The 19,594-nt window shown below is 70.8% G+C and carries 14 protein-coding genes and 1 pseudogene; 4 read left to right on the top strand and 11 right to left on the bottom strand.

Translation table 11 applies throughout. The features are described from left to right. Positions 1–265 (bottom strand): annotated as a pseudogene (locus JHN63_RS29630) (metal-dependent hydrolase); the annotation flags it as partial. 157 nt (positions 266–422) lie between these two features. Here JHN63_RS29630 and JHN63_RS29625 point away from each other — a divergent pair. The 4 genes from JHN63_RS29625 (at position 423) to JHN63_RS29610 (ending at position 2,971) form a co-directional block, all read left to right on the top strand. Then, complete coding sequence (locus JHN63_RS29625; RefSeq protein WP_200686369.1) at positions 423–833, top strand: helix-turn-helix domain-containing protein; 411 nt, start codon at positions 423–425, stop codon at positions 831–833. 111 nt (positions 834–944) lie between these two features. After that, complete coding sequence (locus tag JHN63_RS29620) at positions 945–1,871, top strand: zinc-binding dehydrogenase (protein ID WP_200686367.1); 927 nt, start codon at positions 945–947, stop codon at positions 1,869–1,871. Positions 1,872–1,920: 49 nt separating this feature from the next. Further along, on the top strand, positions 1,921–2,058 hold the full coding sequence (locus JHN63_RS29615) for a hypothetical protein (RefSeq protein WP_200686365.1): 138 nt from the start codon (positions 1,921–1,923) through the stop codon (positions 2,056–2,058). Positions 2,059–2,173: 115 nt separating this feature from the next. Continuing rightward, the gene (locus tag JHN63_RS29610; protein WP_307782013.1) at positions 2,174–2,971 is read left to right on the top strand and encodes an inositol monophosphatase family protein; all 798 of its coding nucleotides are present in this window, start codon (positions 2,174–2,176) and stop codon (positions 2,969–2,971) included. Between the two features lie 31 nt (positions 2,972–3,002). On the opposite strand, the gene JHN63_RS29605 is transcribed toward JHN63_RS29610, so the two are convergent. From JHN63_RS29605 to JHN63_RS29560, 10 genes are all read right to left on the bottom strand, one after another. After that, positions 3,003–3,416 (bottom strand): DUF6069 family protein, encoded by a 414-nt coding sequence (locus JHN63_RS29605; RefSeq protein WP_200686362.1) that lies wholly within the window; start codon positions 3,414–3,416, stop codon positions 3,003–3,005. 118 nt (positions 3,417–3,534) lie between these two features. Further along, a complete protein-coding gene (locus JHN63_RS29600; protein WP_200686360.1) occupies positions 3,535–6,180 on the bottom strand; it encodes a glycoside hydrolase family 78 protein in 2,646 nt (881 codons plus the stop codon). Between the two features lie 5 nt (positions 6,181–6,185). Further along, positions 6,186–7,760 carry a DUF4038 domain-containing protein gene (locus tag JHN63_RS29595; protein WP_200686358.1) on the bottom strand — a complete coding sequence of 525 codons (1,575 nt, stop codon included), beginning with the start codon at positions 7,758–7,760 and terminating at the stop codon, positions 6,186–6,188. Next, complete coding sequence (locus JHN63_RS29590; RefSeq protein ID WP_200686356.1) at positions 7,757–10,270, bottom strand: beta-glucosidase; 2,514 nt, start codon at positions 10,268–10,270, stop codon at positions 7,757–7,759. Before JHN63_RS29590 ends, JHN63_RS29595 begins: the two co-directional genes overlap by 4 nt. Further along, positions 10,267–12,447, bottom strand: coding sequence for a beta-galactosidase (locus JHN63_RS29585; protein ID WP_200686354.1), 2,181 nt, complete (start codon positions 12,445–12,447; stop codon positions 10,267–10,269). Before JHN63_RS29585 ends, JHN63_RS29590 begins: the two co-directional genes overlap by 4 nt. Before the next feature lie 59 nt (positions 12,448–12,506). Further along, entirely contained in the window at positions 12,507–13,994 is a 1,488-nt protein-coding gene (locus JHN63_RS29580) for a glycoside hydrolase family 43 protein (protein ID WP_200686352.1), read from the bottom strand. After that, complete coding sequence (locus JHN63_RS29575) at positions 13,991–14,917, bottom strand: ATP-binding cassette domain-containing protein (RefSeq protein WP_200686350.1); 927 nt, start codon at positions 14,915–14,917, stop codon at positions 13,991–13,993. Before JHN63_RS29575 ends, JHN63_RS29580 begins: the two co-directional genes overlap by 4 nt. Beyond that, on the bottom strand, positions 14,914–16,770 hold the full coding sequence (locus JHN63_RS29570) for a dipeptide/oligopeptide/nickel ABC transporter permease/ATP-binding protein (protein ID WP_200686348.1): 1,857 nt from the start codon (positions 16,768–16,770) through the stop codon (positions 14,914–14,916). Before JHN63_RS29570 ends, JHN63_RS29575 begins: the two co-directional genes overlap by 4 nt. Beyond that, positions 16,767–17,708, bottom strand: a complete 942-nt coding sequence (locus JHN63_RS29565) for an ABC transporter permease (RefSeq protein ID WP_200686347.1) — start codon at positions 17,706–17,708, stop codon at positions 16,767–16,769. The genes JHN63_RS29570 and JHN63_RS29565 overlap by 4 nt, the downstream gene beginning before the upstream one ends. Before the next feature lie 87 nt (positions 17,709–17,795). Beyond that, a complete protein-coding gene (locus JHN63_RS29560; protein ID WP_200686345.1) occupies positions 17,796–19,325 on the bottom strand; it encodes an ABC transporter substrate-binding protein in 1,530 nt (509 codons plus the stop codon). Positions 19,326–19,594: the final 269 nt, after the last annotated feature.

The raw sequence follows: 19,594 nt of genomic DNA, 5'->3' as shown, positions 1-19,594 counted from the left end.
GATCGCCACCCGCAGCCGCCGTAGCCACGATCAGCCCCGACTCCCGCTCCCGGACCGGCACGACCTCGGCATCCCCCAACCACCCCCGGTCGGCGGGCTGACCCCCACCCTGCGGATGAAACAGACAGTGCTCCACGGACGCCCAGGGCACCCCGTCCGTGTCGCCGACCGCGATGACCCGCGTGTCGACCTGTTCCAGGTAGGTGTCGTCGAGGTAGGCGCTGGTCTGTCCGCCCACCCGAGAAGTCGCGACTAAATGAACCATACGTTCACTATACCGAACCACACGAGAGATACTGAACGCATCGTTCGTTTTAGTCAACGCCACCGTGCACCTGCGAACGACCTGAGAACCGCCCGGACTACGATCGAATCGAAAGTAGGCCTCTTGAGGTGAGTTGCGTTCCTGACGGGAGAGACGGATGGCCACGAAGGCGAAGCCGACGCGCGGGGTCGAGACCGGCACGTACGAGGCGTACATGCAGGACTGCCCCGCCGTGGCCCTGCTCTCGACGATCAGCAACCGGTGGGTCAGCCTGACGATGTGCACCCTCGGGTCTTTCGGCGACCCGATGCGGTACAGCCACATCAGCCGTGAGATCCCGGGCGTCAGCCAGAAGATGCTCACCCAGACGCTGCGCATGCTCGAACGCGACGGCATGGTCAGCCGGACGGTCACACCGACCGTTCCGGTGCGCGTCGACTACGAGTTGACCCCGCTCGGCCAGGGTCTGTACGGCGTGCTGTCCCAGGTGCGTGACTGGGCCGCGGATAAGTCCGACGAGGTCGACGACGCGCGAGCGCTCTACGACTCCCGGCAGACCGACCAGTGACGAAGGGCGCCGCTCAGGGTCGTAACGCACTTTAAAGTGCCTACTTACCAATCGATCGTAGCCCTCCTAGCGTCTGTGGTGTTCGGACACGCAAACGGAAGAGCGGACATCATGCGCGCTGCAGTCGTCAAGAAGGCCGGTGGACCCGAGGCCGTCGAGGTCGTGGAGGTCCCGATCCCCGAGCCGGGCCCCCTGGAGGTCCGCGTCAAGGTCGCGGCCGCCGCGCTCAATCCCGCCGACGCCGCGGTGTGGTCCGGCTTCTTCGCGCCGCCGGAGGGGATCGAGTACACGGGGCTCGGCCTGGACGCCGCCGGGACGATCGACGCGGTCGGTCCGGGCGTCCTCCTCGCGGTCGGAACGCCGGTCATCGTGTTCGACGCCCCCGTGTTCCGCCCCACGAAGGCCCAGGCCGACTACCTGGTGACCGACCTCAACTCCATCGCGCCCGCCCCGGAGGGCATGGACCCGAAGCTCGCGGCGACGATCCCGCTCAACACGATGACCGCCTCACAGGCCCTGGACCACCTGCCGCTACGGCCGCGCGACACGCTGCTCGTCACGGGCGCCGCCGGCGCGGTGGGCGGCTACGCCGTCGAGCTGGCACGGACGCGGGGCGTGCGGATCGTCGCGCAGGGGCGACCCGAGGACGAGGAGTTCCTCCGCGACCGGGGCGCTACCTGGTTCGTGTCGCGCGAAGAGGAACTGAGCGATGCGGTACAGCAGTTGGTGCTGGACGGCGTCGACGGTGTGCTCGACGCGGCGGCGCTGGGCGCGCCCGCGCTCGCGGCGGTCCGCGACGGCGGCATCTTCGTGAGCGTCCGGTTCGACACACTGCCGGCCCCGGAGCGGGGCGTGGTCGTACGCCACACCGCCGCCGGCCCCGAACCCGCCCGCCTCGCCCACCTCTCCGCCCTCGCCGAGGTCGGCGTGCTGACGCCGCGGGTGGCAGAGGTCTTCCCCCTGGCGCGGGCCGCCGAAGCCCACACCCGGCTCGCCGCCGGCGGCGCCGGGCGCGGCCGCATCGTGCTGGTGCCGTGAACCCCCGGGTCCGCCTACGACAGCCGGCACGGACAGCACCCGATATGTCGTGGCCGGAGCCAACCACGAGGAAGTCGGAATCCTCCTGGATTCTGCTGCCACACTCGCCTGGTCGTCCGCGACCGTCATGAACGTCATCACCGCATTCCTGCGCCGCCGTCTCGACAGCGCCACCCCGCCGAAGTGAGCCCCGCCCCGCGCAGGTGTCGCCCTGCGGAAAGTCCGCGTTCATCCGGCCGTTCTGGTCTCCTGGGATGTGGACGCGATCATGAGGGACGACCTGGACGGGGTGGTGAAGAGCTGTGCCGAACGGACATGACCTGGACGGTGCTCTGCGGGTGGCCGTGGAGTTGGCCGAGTGGGCGTCGGAGGCGATTCGGGGCGGGAACCGAGGAGGTGCGGGTCCGGTCCGGCAGAAGGCGGGCCCGGCCGACATCGTCACGGACACGGACGAGGCGGTGGAACGGCACGTACGGGCGGTGCTACGGCGGGAGTTCCCCGACTGGGGCATCGACGGCGAGGAGTACGGCGCCGAGGCCGGCACGTCGGACGACGCCCCGCACTGGGTGATCGACCCCGTGGACGGAACCACCAACTACGCCCACGGACTGGGCTGGTGCTCCTTCTCCCTGGGCCTGGCGGAGCCGGACGGCAGCCCGCTGCTGGGCCTGGTGGCGGACCCGTGGCGGGGCGAGGTCTTCACGGCGGTCCGCGGCAAGGGCGCGCATCTCAACGGAACTCCGATCCACGCGGCGGACCACACCACCCTCACGGGCCATGTGTTCCTGACCGAATGGGCGGCGCACGCCCACTGGCCCGGCCTGGACGCGCTGCTCGCGAAACTCGCCGAACGGCACTGCACGGCCCGCGTGATGGGCTCGACCGCGCTCTCCCTGGTCCAGGTGGCGGCCGGTCGGGCGACCGCCGCCGCGATCGGCGAGTTCCACCCGGTGGACGGCCTGCCCGCCCTGCTCATCGCGACCGAGGCGGGTGCGGTGGCGATGCCGCAACTCCCCTCGTACGGCGAGCCTTTGCTGCTCGTGGCACCGGAAGCGGCGGCGGAGGCCGGGGAGTTGTGGCGCACGACGGTCGCGCCGTAGCGGTGCGGAATCCGACGGCCCCGATGGGCGCCTACGACAGGGGCATGACCTTGCGGTAGGCGAACACCGCGGCCGTCGCGACCGCCACATGCATCAGGAGCAGCGCCCCGACACCGGTCGCACCACCGTCGCCGTACAGCAGGAAGTCGGGGACGAAGGACACCACGACGACGGTCGGCACCAGCCACCGCACCAACGCCGCGGGGTCCTTCGACACCCTGCGCATGATGGCCCACCCGACGGCTCCAGCGATCACTCCGACCGCCGTCAGGAAGATGTACGACGAGGCGTTCAGCGGCTGGAAGTCGTCGGGCGCGCCCGCGGCCCGGGCGAGGAGCGCCAGCACGGCGTCGGCCGCGGAGGCCACCACGATCGCGGCGAGCACACCTCCGGCCACGGCGAGCGGGCCACGGCGGACGGCGACGGCGTCAGAGGCAACGGACATGGCAACTCCAGGGAAAGGGTGACTGCGGGAAGAGTCCCCAAAGGCCCACGACGGAACGTTTGAAGTCTCAAACGCGAGTCTGACCGACTCCGCTTGAAACTTCAAGCGGAGTCGGGTGTCAGGGGTGCCCGATCGCGGTCGGCGGCCAGGCCGGGGAGGCGTAGGGGCGGGAGAACACATGCCGTCCCGGGCCGACCTCGAACGGGTCGCTGCCGTCCGGCAGTTGGACCTCGGCCCGGGTGTTCGGGGGGACCAACGCCTCGACGACGAGCTCGTCGCCCTCGATGCGCCAGCCCGCCTCCGCCCTGCCGTACGGGGTGTCGTGGGCCGCCTTCGCCCAGGTCAGGTCGCCGCCCGGGACCGGGGCGACGCGCAGCCGCCGCCAGCCGGGTTCGGCGGCGGCCAGACCCGCGACCGTACGGTGCAGCCAGTCGGCGACGGCGCCGAGGGCGTAGTGGTTGAAGGAGGTCATCTCGCCGGGGTTGACGGCGCCGTCGGGCAGCATCGAGTCCCAGCGCTCCCAGACGGTGGTGGCCCCCATGGTCACCGGGTAGAGCCACGACGGGCAGTCCTTCTCCAGGAGCATGCGGTAGGCGAGTTGGGGTTCCCCGGTCGCGCACAGGGCGTCGCAGATCAGGGGTGTGCCCGTGAAACCGGTGGCGATACGGAAGGACGCGCGGCGCACGATGTGCGCCAACCGTTCGGCCGCGCCCCGCCGTTGGCGTTCCGTCGGGAGGAGCGCGAAGGCGATGGCCAGGGCGTACGCGGTCTGGGTGTCCGAGGACAGCCGACCGTCCGGCGTGACGAACCGGTCGGCGAAGCGCTCGCGTACGGCCTGTGCGTGCGCCCGGAAGCGGACCGCGTCCTCCTTGCCGTCCAACTGACCCGCACTGTCGAGGAGTTCGGCGACCTCGGCCAGCACTTCGGCGGAGCGGACGACGTAGGCGTTGGCGACGAGGTCGCCGTCGGTACGCGCCTCCGCCGGCCGGTCCGGCGGGGCCTGCGGGTCGAGCCAGTCGCCGAGTTGGAAGTCCTGCTGCCACAACCCGTCACCCTCGGCGGTGAGTCGGATCGTCGCCTCGCCCCAGGCCCGCATGCTCGCGTACTGGGTGCGGAGCACCTCCAGGTCGCCGAAGCGCTGGTAGAGGGTCCACGGCAGGAGCACCGCGACATCGGCCCACACCGCCTGGGCGCCCACGCCCTGGAAGGCCTCCGGCAACACATCGGGGACGACGAGGGGCGGCACGCCGTCCGGGCGCGCCAACTGCTCCGCGGACAGGTCGCGCAGCCAGCCGGTCAGCATGCCGGAGCAGTCGTGGAGGAAGGACGCGGTGGGCGCGAAGACCTGTATGTCGCCGGTCCAGCCCATGCGTTCGTCGCGCTGAGGGCAGTCCGTGGGGACGTCGAGGAAGTTGCCGCGCATGCCCTGGACGACGTTCTCGTGCAGCCGGTTCACCAGCAGGTCGGAGCACTCGAACCAGCCGGTGCGGGCCATGTCCGTGTGCAGCACGACCGCCTCGATGTCGGCGGGGTCGAGGGGGCCGGGCCAGTTCCCGATCTCGGCGTAGCGGAAGCCGTGGAAGGTGAAGCGGGGTTCGTGGACCTCCAGGCCGTCACCTCCCAGCACGTAGGTGTCCGTGGCGGCCGCGAACCGCAGCGGGCGGGTGCTCAGTTCACCGTTCTCCAGCACCTCCGCGTGGCGCAGGGTGACCTCGTGGCCGGCGGCGCCGCTGACGCGGATGCGCAGTCGGCCGACCAGGTTCTGCCCGAAGTCCAGGACGGTCCTCCCGGACGGCGTCGTGACGACCTCGACGGGACTGACGGTCTGGGTGCGTCGTACGGGCGGGCCTGTCGGCGCCACCAACTCCGCGCTGGGAGACGGTAGTTCATGGACGGGGGCCCACTCCGTCGTGTCGTGTCCCGGTGCGGACCAGCCCGCCCGCTCGCGCCCCGCGTCGTAGGCCTCGCCGTCGTAGATCTCCGAGCGCAGGACGGGGCTCGACGCCGTGCGCCAGAGATCGTCGGTGACGACGGTCTGTGTCGTCCCGTCGGCGTAGGCGATCTCCAATTGGGCGAGGAGCGCACGGTGTTCGCCGTAGATCGCGCGTCTGCCGCCGTGGAAGCCGAGGCGGCCGGTGTACCAGCCCTCGCCGAGGAGGGCTCCGATGGTGTTCTCGCCGGTGCGTAGCAGCGGGGTGACGTCGAACGTCTGGTAGCGCAGGCGGTGTTGGTAGGAGGTCCAGCCGGGGGCCATGACGTGGTCGCCCACGCGCTCGCCGTTGATCTCGGCTTCGTGGACGCCGTACGCGGTGATGTACAGACGGGCGGAGGCAATTCGGCCGGTGAGGGTGAAGTCGCGGCGGAGCAGCGCTGCGGGGAGTGGTTCCTCGGTGGGGGTGTCGAGATCCGGGGTGACGGGGAGGGCCGTCCAGTCGGCCGGTTCCAGGAGGCCGGTCTCGGCGTACGCGGGCTCCGACCAGGGTGACGGGTCGTCCTCGGGGTCGCCCCAGACGCGTACGCGTACGCCGACGCGTTCCCGGGAGCCGAGATGCGGGCCGGGCCAGGGGACGAGGACGGACTCGGTGGACTGCACGCGCCCGGTGTCGGTGACGATCGTGCCGTCGGGGGCGGTGATCTCCACCTGGTGGGCGGTCTGCCGCCAGTCCTCGGCGTCGGTGAGCGTGCGCCAGCTGAGGCGGGGTGCGGATTCGCCGATGCCGAGGGGTTCGCGGTGGTGCTCGAAGGTGAGGGATGTGACCTGCACGGGGATCAACTCCGGTTCGGGGCCTGACAGATGTACACCCGTGGGGCTCCGCCCTCGTCGGGCACGGGCTCTCCGGCGTCGGCGCGCACGCCCTCGCGGACGGTCCCGCCGGTTCGGGGATCGATCACGCGGTACGGGAGGGGGACGTTCTCCGGGGCGGTGATGAACAGCGGGCCGCCCTCCTCCGCGTAGCAGAGGTACAGCTCGCCGGGGACGGACAGTCCCCGGGGTGCCAGGGCGGAGCGCCAGTCGGGCCGCATGTCCGTGAGAGGGAGGCCGTCGAGGATGCGGGAGATCAGCCCTACGTGGCGTGAGCCCTCGAAGTCCAGGGCCTCCCGCCAGCCCGCGCCCTCGGCCAGGAAGAACTCCTGGTGGCCGGGTTCGCCGGCGTGCAGCCGCCACTGCCAGAGGCTCGCCGCGCCGTACACCACGCCCATCGTGCCGCCTGCGCAGAGGTTGCTCCAGGCCTCGTGCCCCTGCCACCAGCCCGCGGCGCGGCCGGGACGGCCGGTGTTCTCGTACGTCGGCTCGGCGTTGGCGACCGCCTTGGCGGGGGTGTTGCGCCACATGTCGGCGACGCGTTCCTGGACGTGGCCGCCCATGTGGCCGGTCTGGCACCACTGGAAGTGCAGCCAACTCTCGCTCTGGTGGGCGCTGTTGTCGGCGTGCGGACGGTAGTGGACGCCGCAGGGCTGCCCGTAGTCGTCCCAGCGGCCGACCTCCGCACCGCCCGCCGCGATCTGCGGTTCACGGCCTTCACCGTCGGCGCCGACCAGGTAGACGACGGGGGCGGCGCCGTAACGGGCCACGAGATAGCGGCAGTAGCGCGCGTACTCCTGCGGGGGCACCACCGGACCAGCCACGCGCAGGCCCTTCCAGCCGAACCCGTGGAAGAGCGGCTGGAGTACGGGGACGATCCCGTGGGCGCGGAGGATGCCGATCAGCCGGTCGAGGTACTGGAAGTACTCCGGATTGAGCACATTGACGTGGCCGGTGGGCAGGTCCTCGAAGCCGACGTCGAAGCCTTCGTCGGCGGTGCGGTCGCGTGGTCCGCGGGCGTCCATGTCGGGCTGGACGCTCATCAGGAGCGCCGCGTTGAAGCCCTTGGCCCGCCGGTCGGCGGCGTACTCCTCGGCCTGTTCCTCGGTGGCCCGCCAGGGCAGGGCCCAGGCGGTGTCGCCGACCAGCAGCGCGGGCGTCCCGTCGGCGTGCACCAGGCTGCGCCCGCCGGGCGACATCCGCCAGAACCCGTGCCGGTGAAAGGAGTTGGTGTCGTCGTCGACGGCAGGGCGTACGACGAGCGTTCCGCTCTGCCCGGACAGTCCTTCGTCCGCGACCGAACTGCCGCTGCGCCAGGTCCACTTGCCGTCCGTCTCCGGGGAGGCGAACCGGATCTTCCAGATCCGGCCGCCGTCCCAGAAGGCGGGACGGCGCAGGACCGTCCCGGACTCGTGCGTGAACTCGGCCCATACGTCGATGTCGGTGTACGGGTTGGCGTGGTCGCGGACCCCGGTGAGGGTGATCTCGGTCTGTCGCCAGGGGGCGAGTACCGGGTCCGTTTCCGGCCGGGTGTCGGTCATGACCGGCCGACGGTGACGTCGACAGTGAGCGGCAACGTGGTCGACGACGTGCCGGCCTCCAGCGTGAAGATCCCCGACTCGGTTGCCCAGGCGCCTGTTTCGGTGTCCCAGTGCTCGAACGCCCGCGCGTCCACGGTGACCGTCGCGACGACCTCCTCGCCGGGCGCCGCCTCGATCACGGCGAATCCGGCGAGCCAGCGGAGCGGGCGTTCCACGTCGCCGCCCGGGCGGGAGGCGTAGACCTGCACGACCTCCTTGCCGTGCCGGGTGCCGGTGTTGCGGATTCGTACATCCAGGGCGAGTTGGGCTCCGGACGGCACGTCGCCGGGGACGTCGATCGAGACGTAGTCCCAGGTGGTGTAGCCGAGTCCGTGGCCGAAGGCGTAGCGGGGCGGCTGATATCCCGTACGGCCGTTGCCCCGGTAGCCGATGAACAGCCCCTCGTCGTAGGCGAGTACGCCGTCGATCGGCTCGGTGGAGGGGAGTCCGTCCTCGGACACGGGCCAGCCGGTGGGCAGTCGGCCGCCCGGTTCGGCGATGCCCAGCAGGACGTCGGCGAGCGCGTTGCCGAACTCCTGCCCGGGGAACCAGGCGAGCAGGACCGCCGCCACGTCGTCCGCCCACGGAAGCAGCACCGGGGCACCGGAGTTGACCACGACGACGGTACGGGGGTTGGCCTCGGCGACCCGGCGGACGAGTTCGTCCTGCCGACCGGGCAGGGCCAGGGTGTCGCGGTCGAAGCCCTCGCTCTCGACCTCCTCGGTGGTGCCGACCACGACCACGGCGACCTCGGCCTCGCGGGCGAGGGCCACGGCCCGCTCGATCTCCTCGTCGTCGCCGCCGTGCGGCGGCTGGACGTTGAGCTGGAACATGGTGACGGCGTCGCCGAGGGCCTCGTCCGACGAGACGATGTCGTGGGTGAGGACGACCTCGGTCTCCTCGCCCTCCGCCAGCTCGACGGTGTGGAGGTGCTGCGGCGGGGTCATCAGACCCTCCACCAGGTCGGCACCCGGCGGGAGTTGAAGGCGGACGTCGAACACCTCGGCCCCCGCGACGGACAGCCGGAAGCGTCCGATGCCCGAGCCGCCGATGGCGTACCGGCCGGCGACGGTCGCGCGGACCACGGTGTGCGCCTCCACCCGGGCGACCTGGCCGGTCGGCACTCCGGGGCCGTACGAACCCATCCAGGTGTAGGCGCCGCCGGTACGGCGCTCGGCGCCGAGCAGGGTTCCGTCCTCGGACAGGAAGTTCACTTCCACGCCCGCGCCGGAGCCGTCGGGGTGACGCAGATGGGTGAGTGCCGCCGCCGGTACGCGGGTCTGCGGGGTGACGCCGATGCCGTGGGTGACCTCGACGTCGTCGCCCAGGGCGGCGCGGATGCCGTCGAGGGGCGAGACGGTGTAGGACGGGAAGACGGTGGCGCTGCCGCCGCCGAGGGTCCGGGCCACGGCAGCGTTGGGGCCGAGGACGGCGATCCGGGTCAAGGGCTCCCGGTCCAGGGGCAGTTGGGCGCCCTCGTTGCGGGCCAGGACGAATCCGGCGGCGGCGGTCTCGCGCAGTCGGGCCGCCACCGAAGCGGCGTCGTGGTGGGGCGGCCGGGCGGGGGCGGGCAGGTCGCTCAACGCGCCGACCCGGGCGGCGAGGCGCAGGAGTCGCAGCACCTTGTCGTCGATCAGTGACTCGTCGACCTTGCCCTTGCGGACGGCGGCGACCAGCGCGTCGCCCCACGGGCCGAGCGGGCCGGGCATCACCAGGTCGAGCGCGGCGCGGGCGGACGGCTCGGTGGTGCGGGCGGCGAACCAGTCCGTCATCACCAGACCGTCGAAGTCCCAGTCGTCGTGCAGGACTTCGCGCAGCAGCGGGCTCTCGGTCATCGAGTGCCCGTTGACCCCGTTGTAGGCGGCCATCACCGCCCAGACCCCGCCCTCGCCGACGATCCGCTCGAACGGCGCCAAGTACAGCTCGCGCAGGGCGCGTTCGCCGATGCGCGCGTCGAGCGTCATGCGCTGGGTCTCGGAGTCGTTGCCGACGAAGTGCTTGACGGTGGCCGCCACGCCGCCGCCCTGGACGCCCCGGACATAGGCGACGCCGATACGGGCGGTGAGCAGCGGGTCCTCGCTGAAGCACTCGAAGTGCCGTCCGCCGTAGGGGGTTCGGTGCAGGTTCACGGTGGGGGCGAGGAGGACGTCGACATCCTTGGCGCGTGCCTCGTGGGCGAGGAGTCCGCCGAGCTGTTGGATCAGGGGCTCGTCCCAGGTGGCGGCCAGTGCGGTGGGCGAGGGCACGTTGGCGGAGGGGCTGCGTTCGTCCCACAGCTCGCCGCGGACTCCGGCGGGGCCGTCCGAGACGACCAACCGGCGCAGGCCTACGGCGGGTTCGGGGTGGAGGGACCAGAAGTCCGCGCCGGTCAGCAGCCGTACCTTCTGCTCCAGAGTGAGCGCGCACAGGCGCCGGGCGAACTCTGCCTCGTCGTCGGCGGAGGGGGCGTCGGTGATGGGCTGCCGGTTCACGGAGTGCTCCTCGGTGAAGTGGGGTCGGTGGAGGAAAGGGGCGGGACGGGGGCGTCGCCACTGCGCTGGACGAGCAACCGGACGTCCCAGGGCCCGAGTTCGAGCGTGGTTCCAGCGGCGAGGCGTTCACCGGTGAACAGGTCCTCGGTGTCCGCCGGGAGGCGGTGACCGACCGGATCCCAGGCCCAGTTGTGGACGAAGCGCAGGACGGCGCCGTCTGCCGTGGTCGCCGCCGTGCAGGTGACGGAGGCCGGGCGGTCCGCGCGCCAGGCGTCGGCGGGGAGCGAGACCGCGGCGATCCAGTCGGCGAGGCTGTGCGAGAGTTCGCGGTCCGGGACCGTGCCGACGTAGGTGACCCGGCCCTGGCCGTGCTCGTGCGTGGTGACGGCGGCGAACTGGCCCAGGTGCGGATGCTCGTAGCCGGCCAGTACGGTGGCGCCCTCCGCGATCAGTCCGTCGGCCCAGGCTGTGGCCCGCCCGTGCAGGGCGGGGCCGTTCGCCGTCCCGTCCCCCTTGGTGATCGTGACCGGGGTCAGCACATTGGTGAACTCCTGGTAGCGCGCGCCCGCGGCGGGGCGGAGCACTCCGGGCATGACCGTGTGCCGGGCGACGGCCTCCTCGTCGGCGTAGCCGGTGCGTGGAGTGAGGACGAGATGGCCGCCGGCTTCGGCGTACCGGCGCAGCAGGTCGAGTGTCGTGTCGTCCGCGATGTACAGCGCGGGGACGACGAGCACCGGCCAGCGGTCGACCAACTCCTTTGGATCGGAAGGGAGTTGTTCCGGGGAAACGATGTCGACGGAGAGTCCGGCGTCGAACAGTCCCCGGTAGAAGGCGGCGACGATGCGGTCGTAGGACTGCGGATCGCCGAACCAGGCAGGGGCGTTGCCCCTGAGCGGCCCCATGAACTCCATGGCCCAGCGGCTGTCGGCGGACAGCAGCATCGCGACGTCGCTGCGCGGGCGCAGGCCCTCGATCGCGCTGCCTGCCTGCTCGAACTCCCCGGCGATCGCGGCGAGTTCGTCGTAGGTCCGGCCGGGTTCCAGGCTGTGGCCGAGGACGCCGCCCCAGTAGGTCTCGGCGCCGTAGTGCAGGGAGTGCCAGTGCCAGTACTCGATCATCCGGGCGCCGCGCGCCACCATGCTCCACACGGCCTGGCGGGCCTGGCCCCGGTAGAGGGGGAAGTTGTCGGCGGAGCCGCCGATCGAGGTGGCGTTGGTCTCCATGACGAGGAAGGGTTCCTGGCGGATGCCACGTGCCATGTCGTTCTGGAGGTAGAGCCAGGCAGGTCCCGACCAGGCGACGAAGAACGGGTACAGTCCGCCGTCCGGCTCGTCGGAGCCCGGCAGCGCCAGCCCGTCCTGGGTGGCGTAGTAGATGTTGGCGCCGGCGACGTCGAGGGGCCGGCCGATGGCCGAGATGTCCAGGCCCTGCTGGCCGAGGGCGACGCAGGTGGTGACGAACTGGTGCTCCGGCACGAGGCCGCGGACCAACTCGGCGTGCCAGGTGATGTATTCCTGTGTCAGCCGGGACTGGTAGCGGCGCCAGGCGAGGTCGTAGGACGGGGTGGAGTTGCCGTCGGGGGTCCACAGGTCCGCCCAGTCCTGCAACCGGTGGGACCAATAGGTCAGTCCCCAGCGGCGGTTGAGGGTCTCGACGTCGCCGTAGCGGTCGCGGAGGTGGTCGAGGAAGCCCTGGAACACCGAGTCGTTGTGGAAGAGCCGCAGTCCCGGTTCGTTGTCGACCTGCCAGCCGATGACCGCCGGGTGGTCGGCGTAGCGCCCGACGATCTTGCGGACCAGGCGCTCGGCGAGGTGCCGGAAGGCGGGGTGCGAGTAGTCCGCGTCCTGTCGCATGCCGTACGGGATCGGCTCGCCGGTGTGTGAACGGGCCGCCGTTTCAGGGTACTTGCGGCGCAGCCAGGGCGGGACGGCGTAGGTCGGGGTGCCGATGATCGCCTTGATGCCTCGGTCCTCGGCGGCGTCGAGCACCGGTTGCAGCCAGTCGAGTTCGAAGTGGCCCTCGCGGGGTTCCCAGGTCGACCAGACCGACTCGCCGACCCGGATGACGCTGAACCCGGCCTCGGCCATCAGGTCGAGGTCCTGCGCGAGCCGCTCGTACGGCTGGTACTCGGTGTAGTACGCGGCTCCGAAGAGCATGCGTGAGGAGGAAGTGCCCATACGGTGCTGGTGACTTTCTGTCAGGTGCCGGTCGGCCGGTTCGGGACGGGACGTGTGCGTCAGTCCTCGCCCCGGTAGCCGAACTGCTCGAAGGCGACCGTGCCTTCGGTGGCGTACATGCCGACGACTCGGCCGGTGAAGGACGCGGCGGTCTCGGCGGAGACGTAGCGGCCGTCGAGGGCCGCGAGTTCGATCGGTCCGGTGCCGGGATCGACGGACAGGTGGACCACGTCCGGGCCGAGGGCGTCGAGGCCCATACCGGTGACCGGCACCGTCTCCATCCGTACGGTCACCGGTCCCGGGGGGATCGGCTGCTCCCAGGTCTGGGAGAGTCCGCCCACCCGGGCGCGGGCACGGGCGAGGCCGGCGCCCACCTCGATGTCGTAGTGATGGAGTTCGTCGATGCGCAGGCTCAGCCCGCCGACTCCCTCGGCGCTGTCCACGCGGACGGAGAAGACGGTCGACTCGTGCTGCTGGCGGCGGCCGACGAACCGTGGCCGGGGGTCGTCCATGGTGGAGCCGTCGGCGTGGATGACGAGGTGGCCCGGGCGCTCGGTGAGCGAGGACCAGTCGGCGGCGGGGGTCCGTATCGAGAGCCATTCCAGGCCGAGTTGGGCGCCGCTGAAGGTGTCGTGGTGCTCAACGGGACCGGTGGGAGGGGTCAGTTCGACCGGCTGCACGACCGGCCAGCCGTCGACCCATTCCAGTGCGGCGCTGAACGTCTCCCGGCCCATGGGCGAGAAGGCCCTGGTCAGACCACCGGGTCGCATGCCAAGGAGGATCAGGGCCCAGCCGTCGTCGGGAGTGCGGACGAGGTCGGCGTGGCCGGTGTTCTGGACCTTGCGGGCGGTGCTGCGGGCGCTGAGCACGGGATTGGCCGGGCAGCCCTCGAAGGGGCCGTCGGGGCGGGGGCCGCGGGCGATGCTCACGGAGTGCCCGCGTTCGGTGCCGCCTTCGGCGATGAGGAGGTACCAGGTGCCGTCGATCTCGTACAGGTGCGGTGCCTCGGGGAACATCAGGCCCGTGCCGGACCACAACGACCTTGGTTCTTCAAGGGCTTGGCCGGTTTCGAGGTCCATCCGGACCTGCTGGACGCCCAGGTGTTCGCCGGCGTGGTCGCCGTCGAGTTGGAGACCTGAGTAGGTGACGTAGCAGGTGCCGTCGGCGTCCCAGGCGAGGTCCGGGTCGATACCGGGCGCTCCCTGCATGACGATGCCGTCGGACCAGGGGCCCTCGGCGCGGTCGGCGCTGAAAATGAGGCTGCCGCGTCCCATCGCGTCGGTGACGACCAGCCAGAAACGGCCGTCGTGGAAGCGGATGGTGGGCGCCCAGGCACCGCCGAGCGTGGGGACCTTCTCGACCGCCAACTGCCCCGGGCGGGTGACCACATGGCCGATCGGCTCCCAGTGCACCATGTCGCGGCTGTGGAACAGCGGAATGCCGGGGAGGTACTCGAAGCTGGAGCAGGCGAGGTAGTAGTCGTCGCCGACGCGGGTGACGCTGGGGTCCGGGTGGAAGCCGGGGACGATGGGGTTGGGCAGGGTCATGCTCGGTCTCCCGACGTCGAGGCGCTCACGGGGGTGTTCGTGGAGGCGTCGGCCGCGGTGGCCTCCGCCAGTCGGCGCCGCTCGGCCCGGCGCTCCGCCTGCCGCTGCGGGTCCGGGACCGGAGCGGCGAGCAACAGACGCTGGGTGTAGGGGTGTTGGGGTGTGGTGGTGACGGTCGCCGCGTCCCCGGTCTCGATGATCTCGCCGCCCCGCATGACCGCCACGCGGTGGCTGATGTGCCGGACCACGGACAGGTCGTGGGTGACGAACAGGTAGGCGACGCCGGTGCGTTCCTGGATCTCGACGAACAGGTCCAGGACCCGGGCCTGGGTGGACAGGTCCAGCGCGCTGACCGGTTCGTCGCAGACGATGACCCGGGGGTCCCGTGACAACGCCCGTGCGATGGCGATGCGTTGGCGCTGTCCGCCGGAGAACTCGCGCGGCAGCCGCTCCCCCGCGTCGGCGGGCAGCCGTACGTGGTCGAGGAGGTCCCGCACCCGCTTCTCGGCCTCCGCGCGAGGGGTGCCCGCGACGCGCAGGGGTTCGCTGAGGATGTCGTTCACGGTCATCGCCGGGTTGAGGGAGGTGTACGGGTCCTGGAACACCACCTGGATGTCGCTGCTGAGCGCCCGGCGTTCCTTCGGGCCCAGGGCCGAGATGACCTTGCCGTCGTAGCGGACGGTGCCGGAGGCGATCGGGGCCAGTCCGAGGACGGCCCGGCCCAGCGTGGTCTTGCCGGAGCCGGACTCACCGACCAGCCCGAGCGTCTCGCCCGCGCCGATGGTGATCGACACGCCCTTCAGCACCCGGAACGGCGGCCTGCGCCAGCCCTTCGACGGGTACTCCACGACCAGGTCGTCGACCGCCAGCAGGGGTTCGGCGGGGAGTTCCTTCTTCGGTGTCCCGTTCATGGTCGCGGTCATGCCGGACCCTCCTGACGTCCGGTGTGGGTGATGCCCGCGCCGCTCGCCGAGACGGTGCGGCTGGGCTCGAGCGCGGAGCGCGGCTCGGCGTCCTCCAGCGTGGACGCCAACAGCATGCGGGTGTACGGGTGTTGGGGATCGGCGAACAACCGGTCCACCGGTGCGGACTCGACGACGGTGCCGGTCTGCATCACCGTCACGCGGTCGCAGAGGTCGGCCACCACGCCGAAGTCGTGGGTCACCAGGATCAGGCCCATGTTCCGCTCGCGCTGGAGGGAGCGCATCAGGTCGAGCACCTCGGCCTGCACGGTCACGTCGAGGGCCGTGGTCGGCTCGTCGGCGATCAGCAGGTCCGGTTCGCAGGAGACGGCGCCGGCGATGAGGACGCGTTGCGCCATGCCGCCGGAGATCTGGTGCGGATAGGAGCGGAAGACCCGTTCCGGGTCGGAGATGCCGACCCGTTCCAGCAGGCCGAGGGTCTTCGTCCGTGCCTCGGCGGCCGACAGCCCGAGGTGTCGGCGTACCGGTTCGACGAGTTGGGCGCCGATGCGGAAGGAGGGGTCGAGGTTGGACATGGGTTCCTGCGGGACATAGGCGATCCGGTGGCCGCGGTAGCGGTTCATCGCCGCGCGGCCGAGGCGGCCCAGTTCCGTGCCGTCGAACAGCAGGCGGGAGGTGGTGACGTGGGCCTCGCGGGGCAGCAACCCGAGGATGGCGAAGGCGGTTTGACTCTTGCCCGAGCCCGACTCCCCTACCAGTCCGAGCACTTCGCCCCGGCGGACGGTCAGGGAGACGCCGTCGACGACGGTCTTCTCGCCCTGGGCCGTCGGATAGGAGACCGTCAGGCCGTCGAGGACGAGCAGGGCGTCGTCCGTCTCGGGCGGGGCGGTCGGCGCCTTCTTGTCCGCGTGCGGTGATGCCTTCTTGTCCGCGTGCGGTCCACGGGACGCGGCGCCGCGCGACGGCTTCCGCACCGCGACCGCAGTCCCGTCGAGCGCGTCCCGCAGGGCGTTGCCCAGCAGGCCGAACGCGGCGACGGTGATCGCGAGGGCCGCTCCGGGCCAGACCATCAGCTCCGGCTTGGTGTAGATGTTGCCGAAGGCGTCGTTGAGCATGGAGCCCCAGCTCGCCTGGGTCGCCGAGCCCAGGCCGAGGAACTCAAGCCCGGACTGGATGACGATGCCGAGACCGAGCATCTGGGCGGCCTGGATGATGGTCGGCGCCTGCACGACGGGCAGGATGTGGCGGCGGATGATCCGGGAGTCCGTCAGGCCGGACACCCGTGCCGCGTCGACGTACAGCTCCTCGCGCACGGAGATCACCGAGGCGCGGATCAGCCGGAAGACGCCCGGTGACATCAGCACGCCGAAGACCGCCATGGCGAGGTAGGTGTTCTGGCCCAGCGCGGACATCACGACGAGCAGCACGATGATCGCCGGTACGGCCATCAGCAGGTTGGACAGCCAACTGCTCACGGCGTCGAACCACTTGCGGTAGTAGCCGGCCACCAGACCGGCGGGTACGCCGATCACCACGGCGACGGCCACCGCGATCAGGGCACCGAGCAGGCTGGTGCGGCCGCCGTAGAGGAGCCGGGCCAGGACGTCACGGCCGACGCCGTCGCCGCCGAGCGGGTGCTTGCCGCTCATCGGGGCGAGGCTGTCGGTCAGTGAGGAGCGGGCCGGGTCCTGGCTGGTGAACAGGGGGGCGAACAGGCTGGCCAGCGCGATGATCGCGAGGATCACCAGGCAGGCCACGGCCACCGGGTTGCGCAGCAGTCGGCGCAGGAGTCCCGCCCGGCCGTGCGCGGCGACGGCGGGGGTCACCGTTTCTTCGGACTGGGGAAGCGTCATCCCACACGCACCTTCGGGTTGAGCCAGCCGTATGCGAGGTCCATGAGGATGTTGACCACCACGACGAGGGCGACCATGACCACGACGACGCCCATGACCACCGGGGTGTCGCCCTGGGAGCCGGCGGTCGTCGCCTGGCTGCCGATGCCGTTGAGGCCGAAGACCTTCTCGACGACCACCGCGCCGCCGACCAGGCCGATGAACTGGAGGGCCAGCACGGTCAGCGCGGCCGGGGCCGCGTTGCGCAGCGCGTGCCGGAACAGCAGGCTCCGCTCGCTGATGCCACGGCTGCGGAGCGTGCGTACGTAGTCCGCGCGCAGGACGTCGACCATGGAGCCGCGCACCTGTTGGGCGGTGGCGGCGATGGCGCCGACGGAGAGCGACAGCGCGGGCAGGGTGATCGACTTGAGCCAGCCACCCGCCGAGTCCGCCAGCGGTACGTATCCGGTCGCGGGCAGCCAGCCCAGGTCGACGCCGATCACGACGGCGAACACCAGGGCGACCAGGAAGCTGGGGACCGCGAACCCGAGGACCGCTAGCAGTTGGACCACCTGGTCGAGGGCGCCCCGGCGGACCGCGGCGGCCACGCCCAGCACCGTGCTCAGTACCGCCGACACCAGGAGTGCCGCCAGCACGATCGACAGGGTGACCGGCAGCTTGTTCTCGAGTGAGCTCGTCACTGACTCACCGCTGAACCACGAGCTGCCGAGGTTGCCGTGCAGCACGTCCCCGAGCCAGTGGCCGTAGCGGACCACGAAGGGCTGGTCGAGCCCGAGTTCGGCGGACTTCGCCGTCACCTGCTGCTGGGTGGCGGTCTGTCCGACGATCTGGCGCACCGGATCGGAGCCGGTGAGGCTCATCAACGCGAAGGTCGTGGTCGCGATCACCAGGACCAGGACCAGCCCGGCGGCGATGCGCCGGACCAAGAAAACGATCATTAGTCTCTCCACCTTGCCTATCCCTGACCGGTGTTGACCGGCGTGCCGGGCGGACGGGACACCGACCCGCCCGGCACGCCGGCCCGATCAGCCAGCGGGCCTGAAGTTGTAGATCGGCGGGACGGCGGCGAACGTCTGCGGGGTGAAGGTGACGCCCTTGGTCGTCGCGTAGGTGTTCTCCACCGAGTCCCAGGGCGCGTTCCACGCCTGGTCGACGAGGTAGGTGTTGAGCTGCTTGAACAGCGCGTCCTGGGCGGCGCCGGTCGCCGACTGGGCCTTCGTGATGAGGTCGGTGACCTTCGGGTCCGAACTGTGCAGCGGGTTCCACAGCGCGCTCTTGCCGACCTCGATCTGGATGGTGTCCCAGGGTCGGAAGGAGGCCAACGTCATGTACGACAACGGGTACTTGCCGGCGAGCAGTGCGCTGATGAACTGGGTGACCGGGATCTTGTCGACCTTGACCTTGATCCCGATGTCCTCCAACTGCTGGACCATCGCGGCCTGTTGGTCGGGGAAGACCGACGACACGTCCGGGACGGTGACCGAGAAGCCGTTCGGGTAGCCGGCCTCGGCCAGCAACTGCTTCGCCTTCGCCGGGTCGTAGGAGTACTTCGAGTCGAGCGAGCTGTCGAAGGCCGAGCCGCCCGGGTTGAAGATCTGGGTCGTCGCCTTGCCCAGTCCCTGCTTGGCCGTCTTGACGATCGTGGAGCGGTCGAAGGCGTAGTTCAGGGCCTGGCGGACCCGGACGTCGCCGAGCGCCTTGACGATCTTTCCTTCGCGGTCCCAGATGTAGACGCCCTCGACGTCACCGGAGGTGTACTTGGTGACGGTCAGCCCGCTGCTCTTGGCCGGCGCGATGTTCCTGGCGCTGGCCAGCAGCGCGCCGTTGACCTGGCCCGAGCGCAGCGCGTTGAGCACGGCGGTCGGGTCGGTCAGCGGCTTGAGGACGATCTTGTCGAAGGGGAAGGCGGCCTTGTTCCAGTAGTCCTGGTTGCGCACGAAGGTGTACGTACTGCCGTCCGTGGTCGCGGACTTGTCCAGGGTGTACGGCCCCGAGCCCACGGGCGTTGTCTTGATCGTCCCCGCGTCGATGGCCTTGGGGCTGGCCATCATTCCGGCCACGTTGCCGAGGTTCGGCACCAGGGAGGGGTCGGGGGCCGAGAGCTTGATCGCGACCGTGGTGGCGTTGACGACGTCGACGCCGGTGATGCCCTTGAGCTGGCCCGCGGCCTCGCTGGTGCCCTTCTCGGTGTGCAGCAGGTTGGTCTTGACCGCCGCCGCGTCCAGGGCGGTGCCGTCGGTGAACTTGACGCCGCTGCGCAGGGTCATCGTGAGGACCGTGCGGGCCGCGTTGTACGACCACTTGGTCGCCAGGTTGGGCTTGACGTCGGCCGTCGGGGACAGCCGGAGCAGCGAGTCGTATACGGGCTGGTAGTACTGCGCGTTGTTGCCGAGACCGGCGTCGGCCAGATCCCACGGCTGCGCGGCGACCAGGGGGGCCAGGGTGAGGGTGCCGCCGGTGGCCGCCTTGCCCGAACCGGAACCCGATCCCGAGCCGCACGCGGCCGCGGACAACATCAGGACAGCCGATACGGCGGTCAGCGCGATTCTTCGCATGGGTGCTCCGCTGGTGAGTGGATGACCGGGCGGCATCGGTCGACGAGCCGCCCTCAAGGGCCTCGGAGGGAGTGGGAAACCAGGTCCTGACGCGGCCTGGACCGTTCTTGGCGGTCAGCCGTTCCTGGCGGAAGGGGCTATGCATCCACCGTGTTGCGGTGGGTCCGAAATCAGCCACTGATACGTACAAGTGAAACGTATGCGTAACGTAGCCCCGCGGTTGGTGGACCACAAGGGGCGTGCGGGAGGTTTTTGGGACGGGGGGATTC

The organism is Streptomyces sp. MBT65 (assembly GCF_016612545.1).
In the GTDB taxonomy this organism is placed as follows: Bacteria; Actinomycetota; Actinomycetes; order Streptomycetales; family Streptomycetaceae; genus Streptomyces.
The sequence above is the reverse complement of the archived record's forward strand: the minus strand, read 5'-3'. Positions and strand labels throughout refer to the sequence as shown.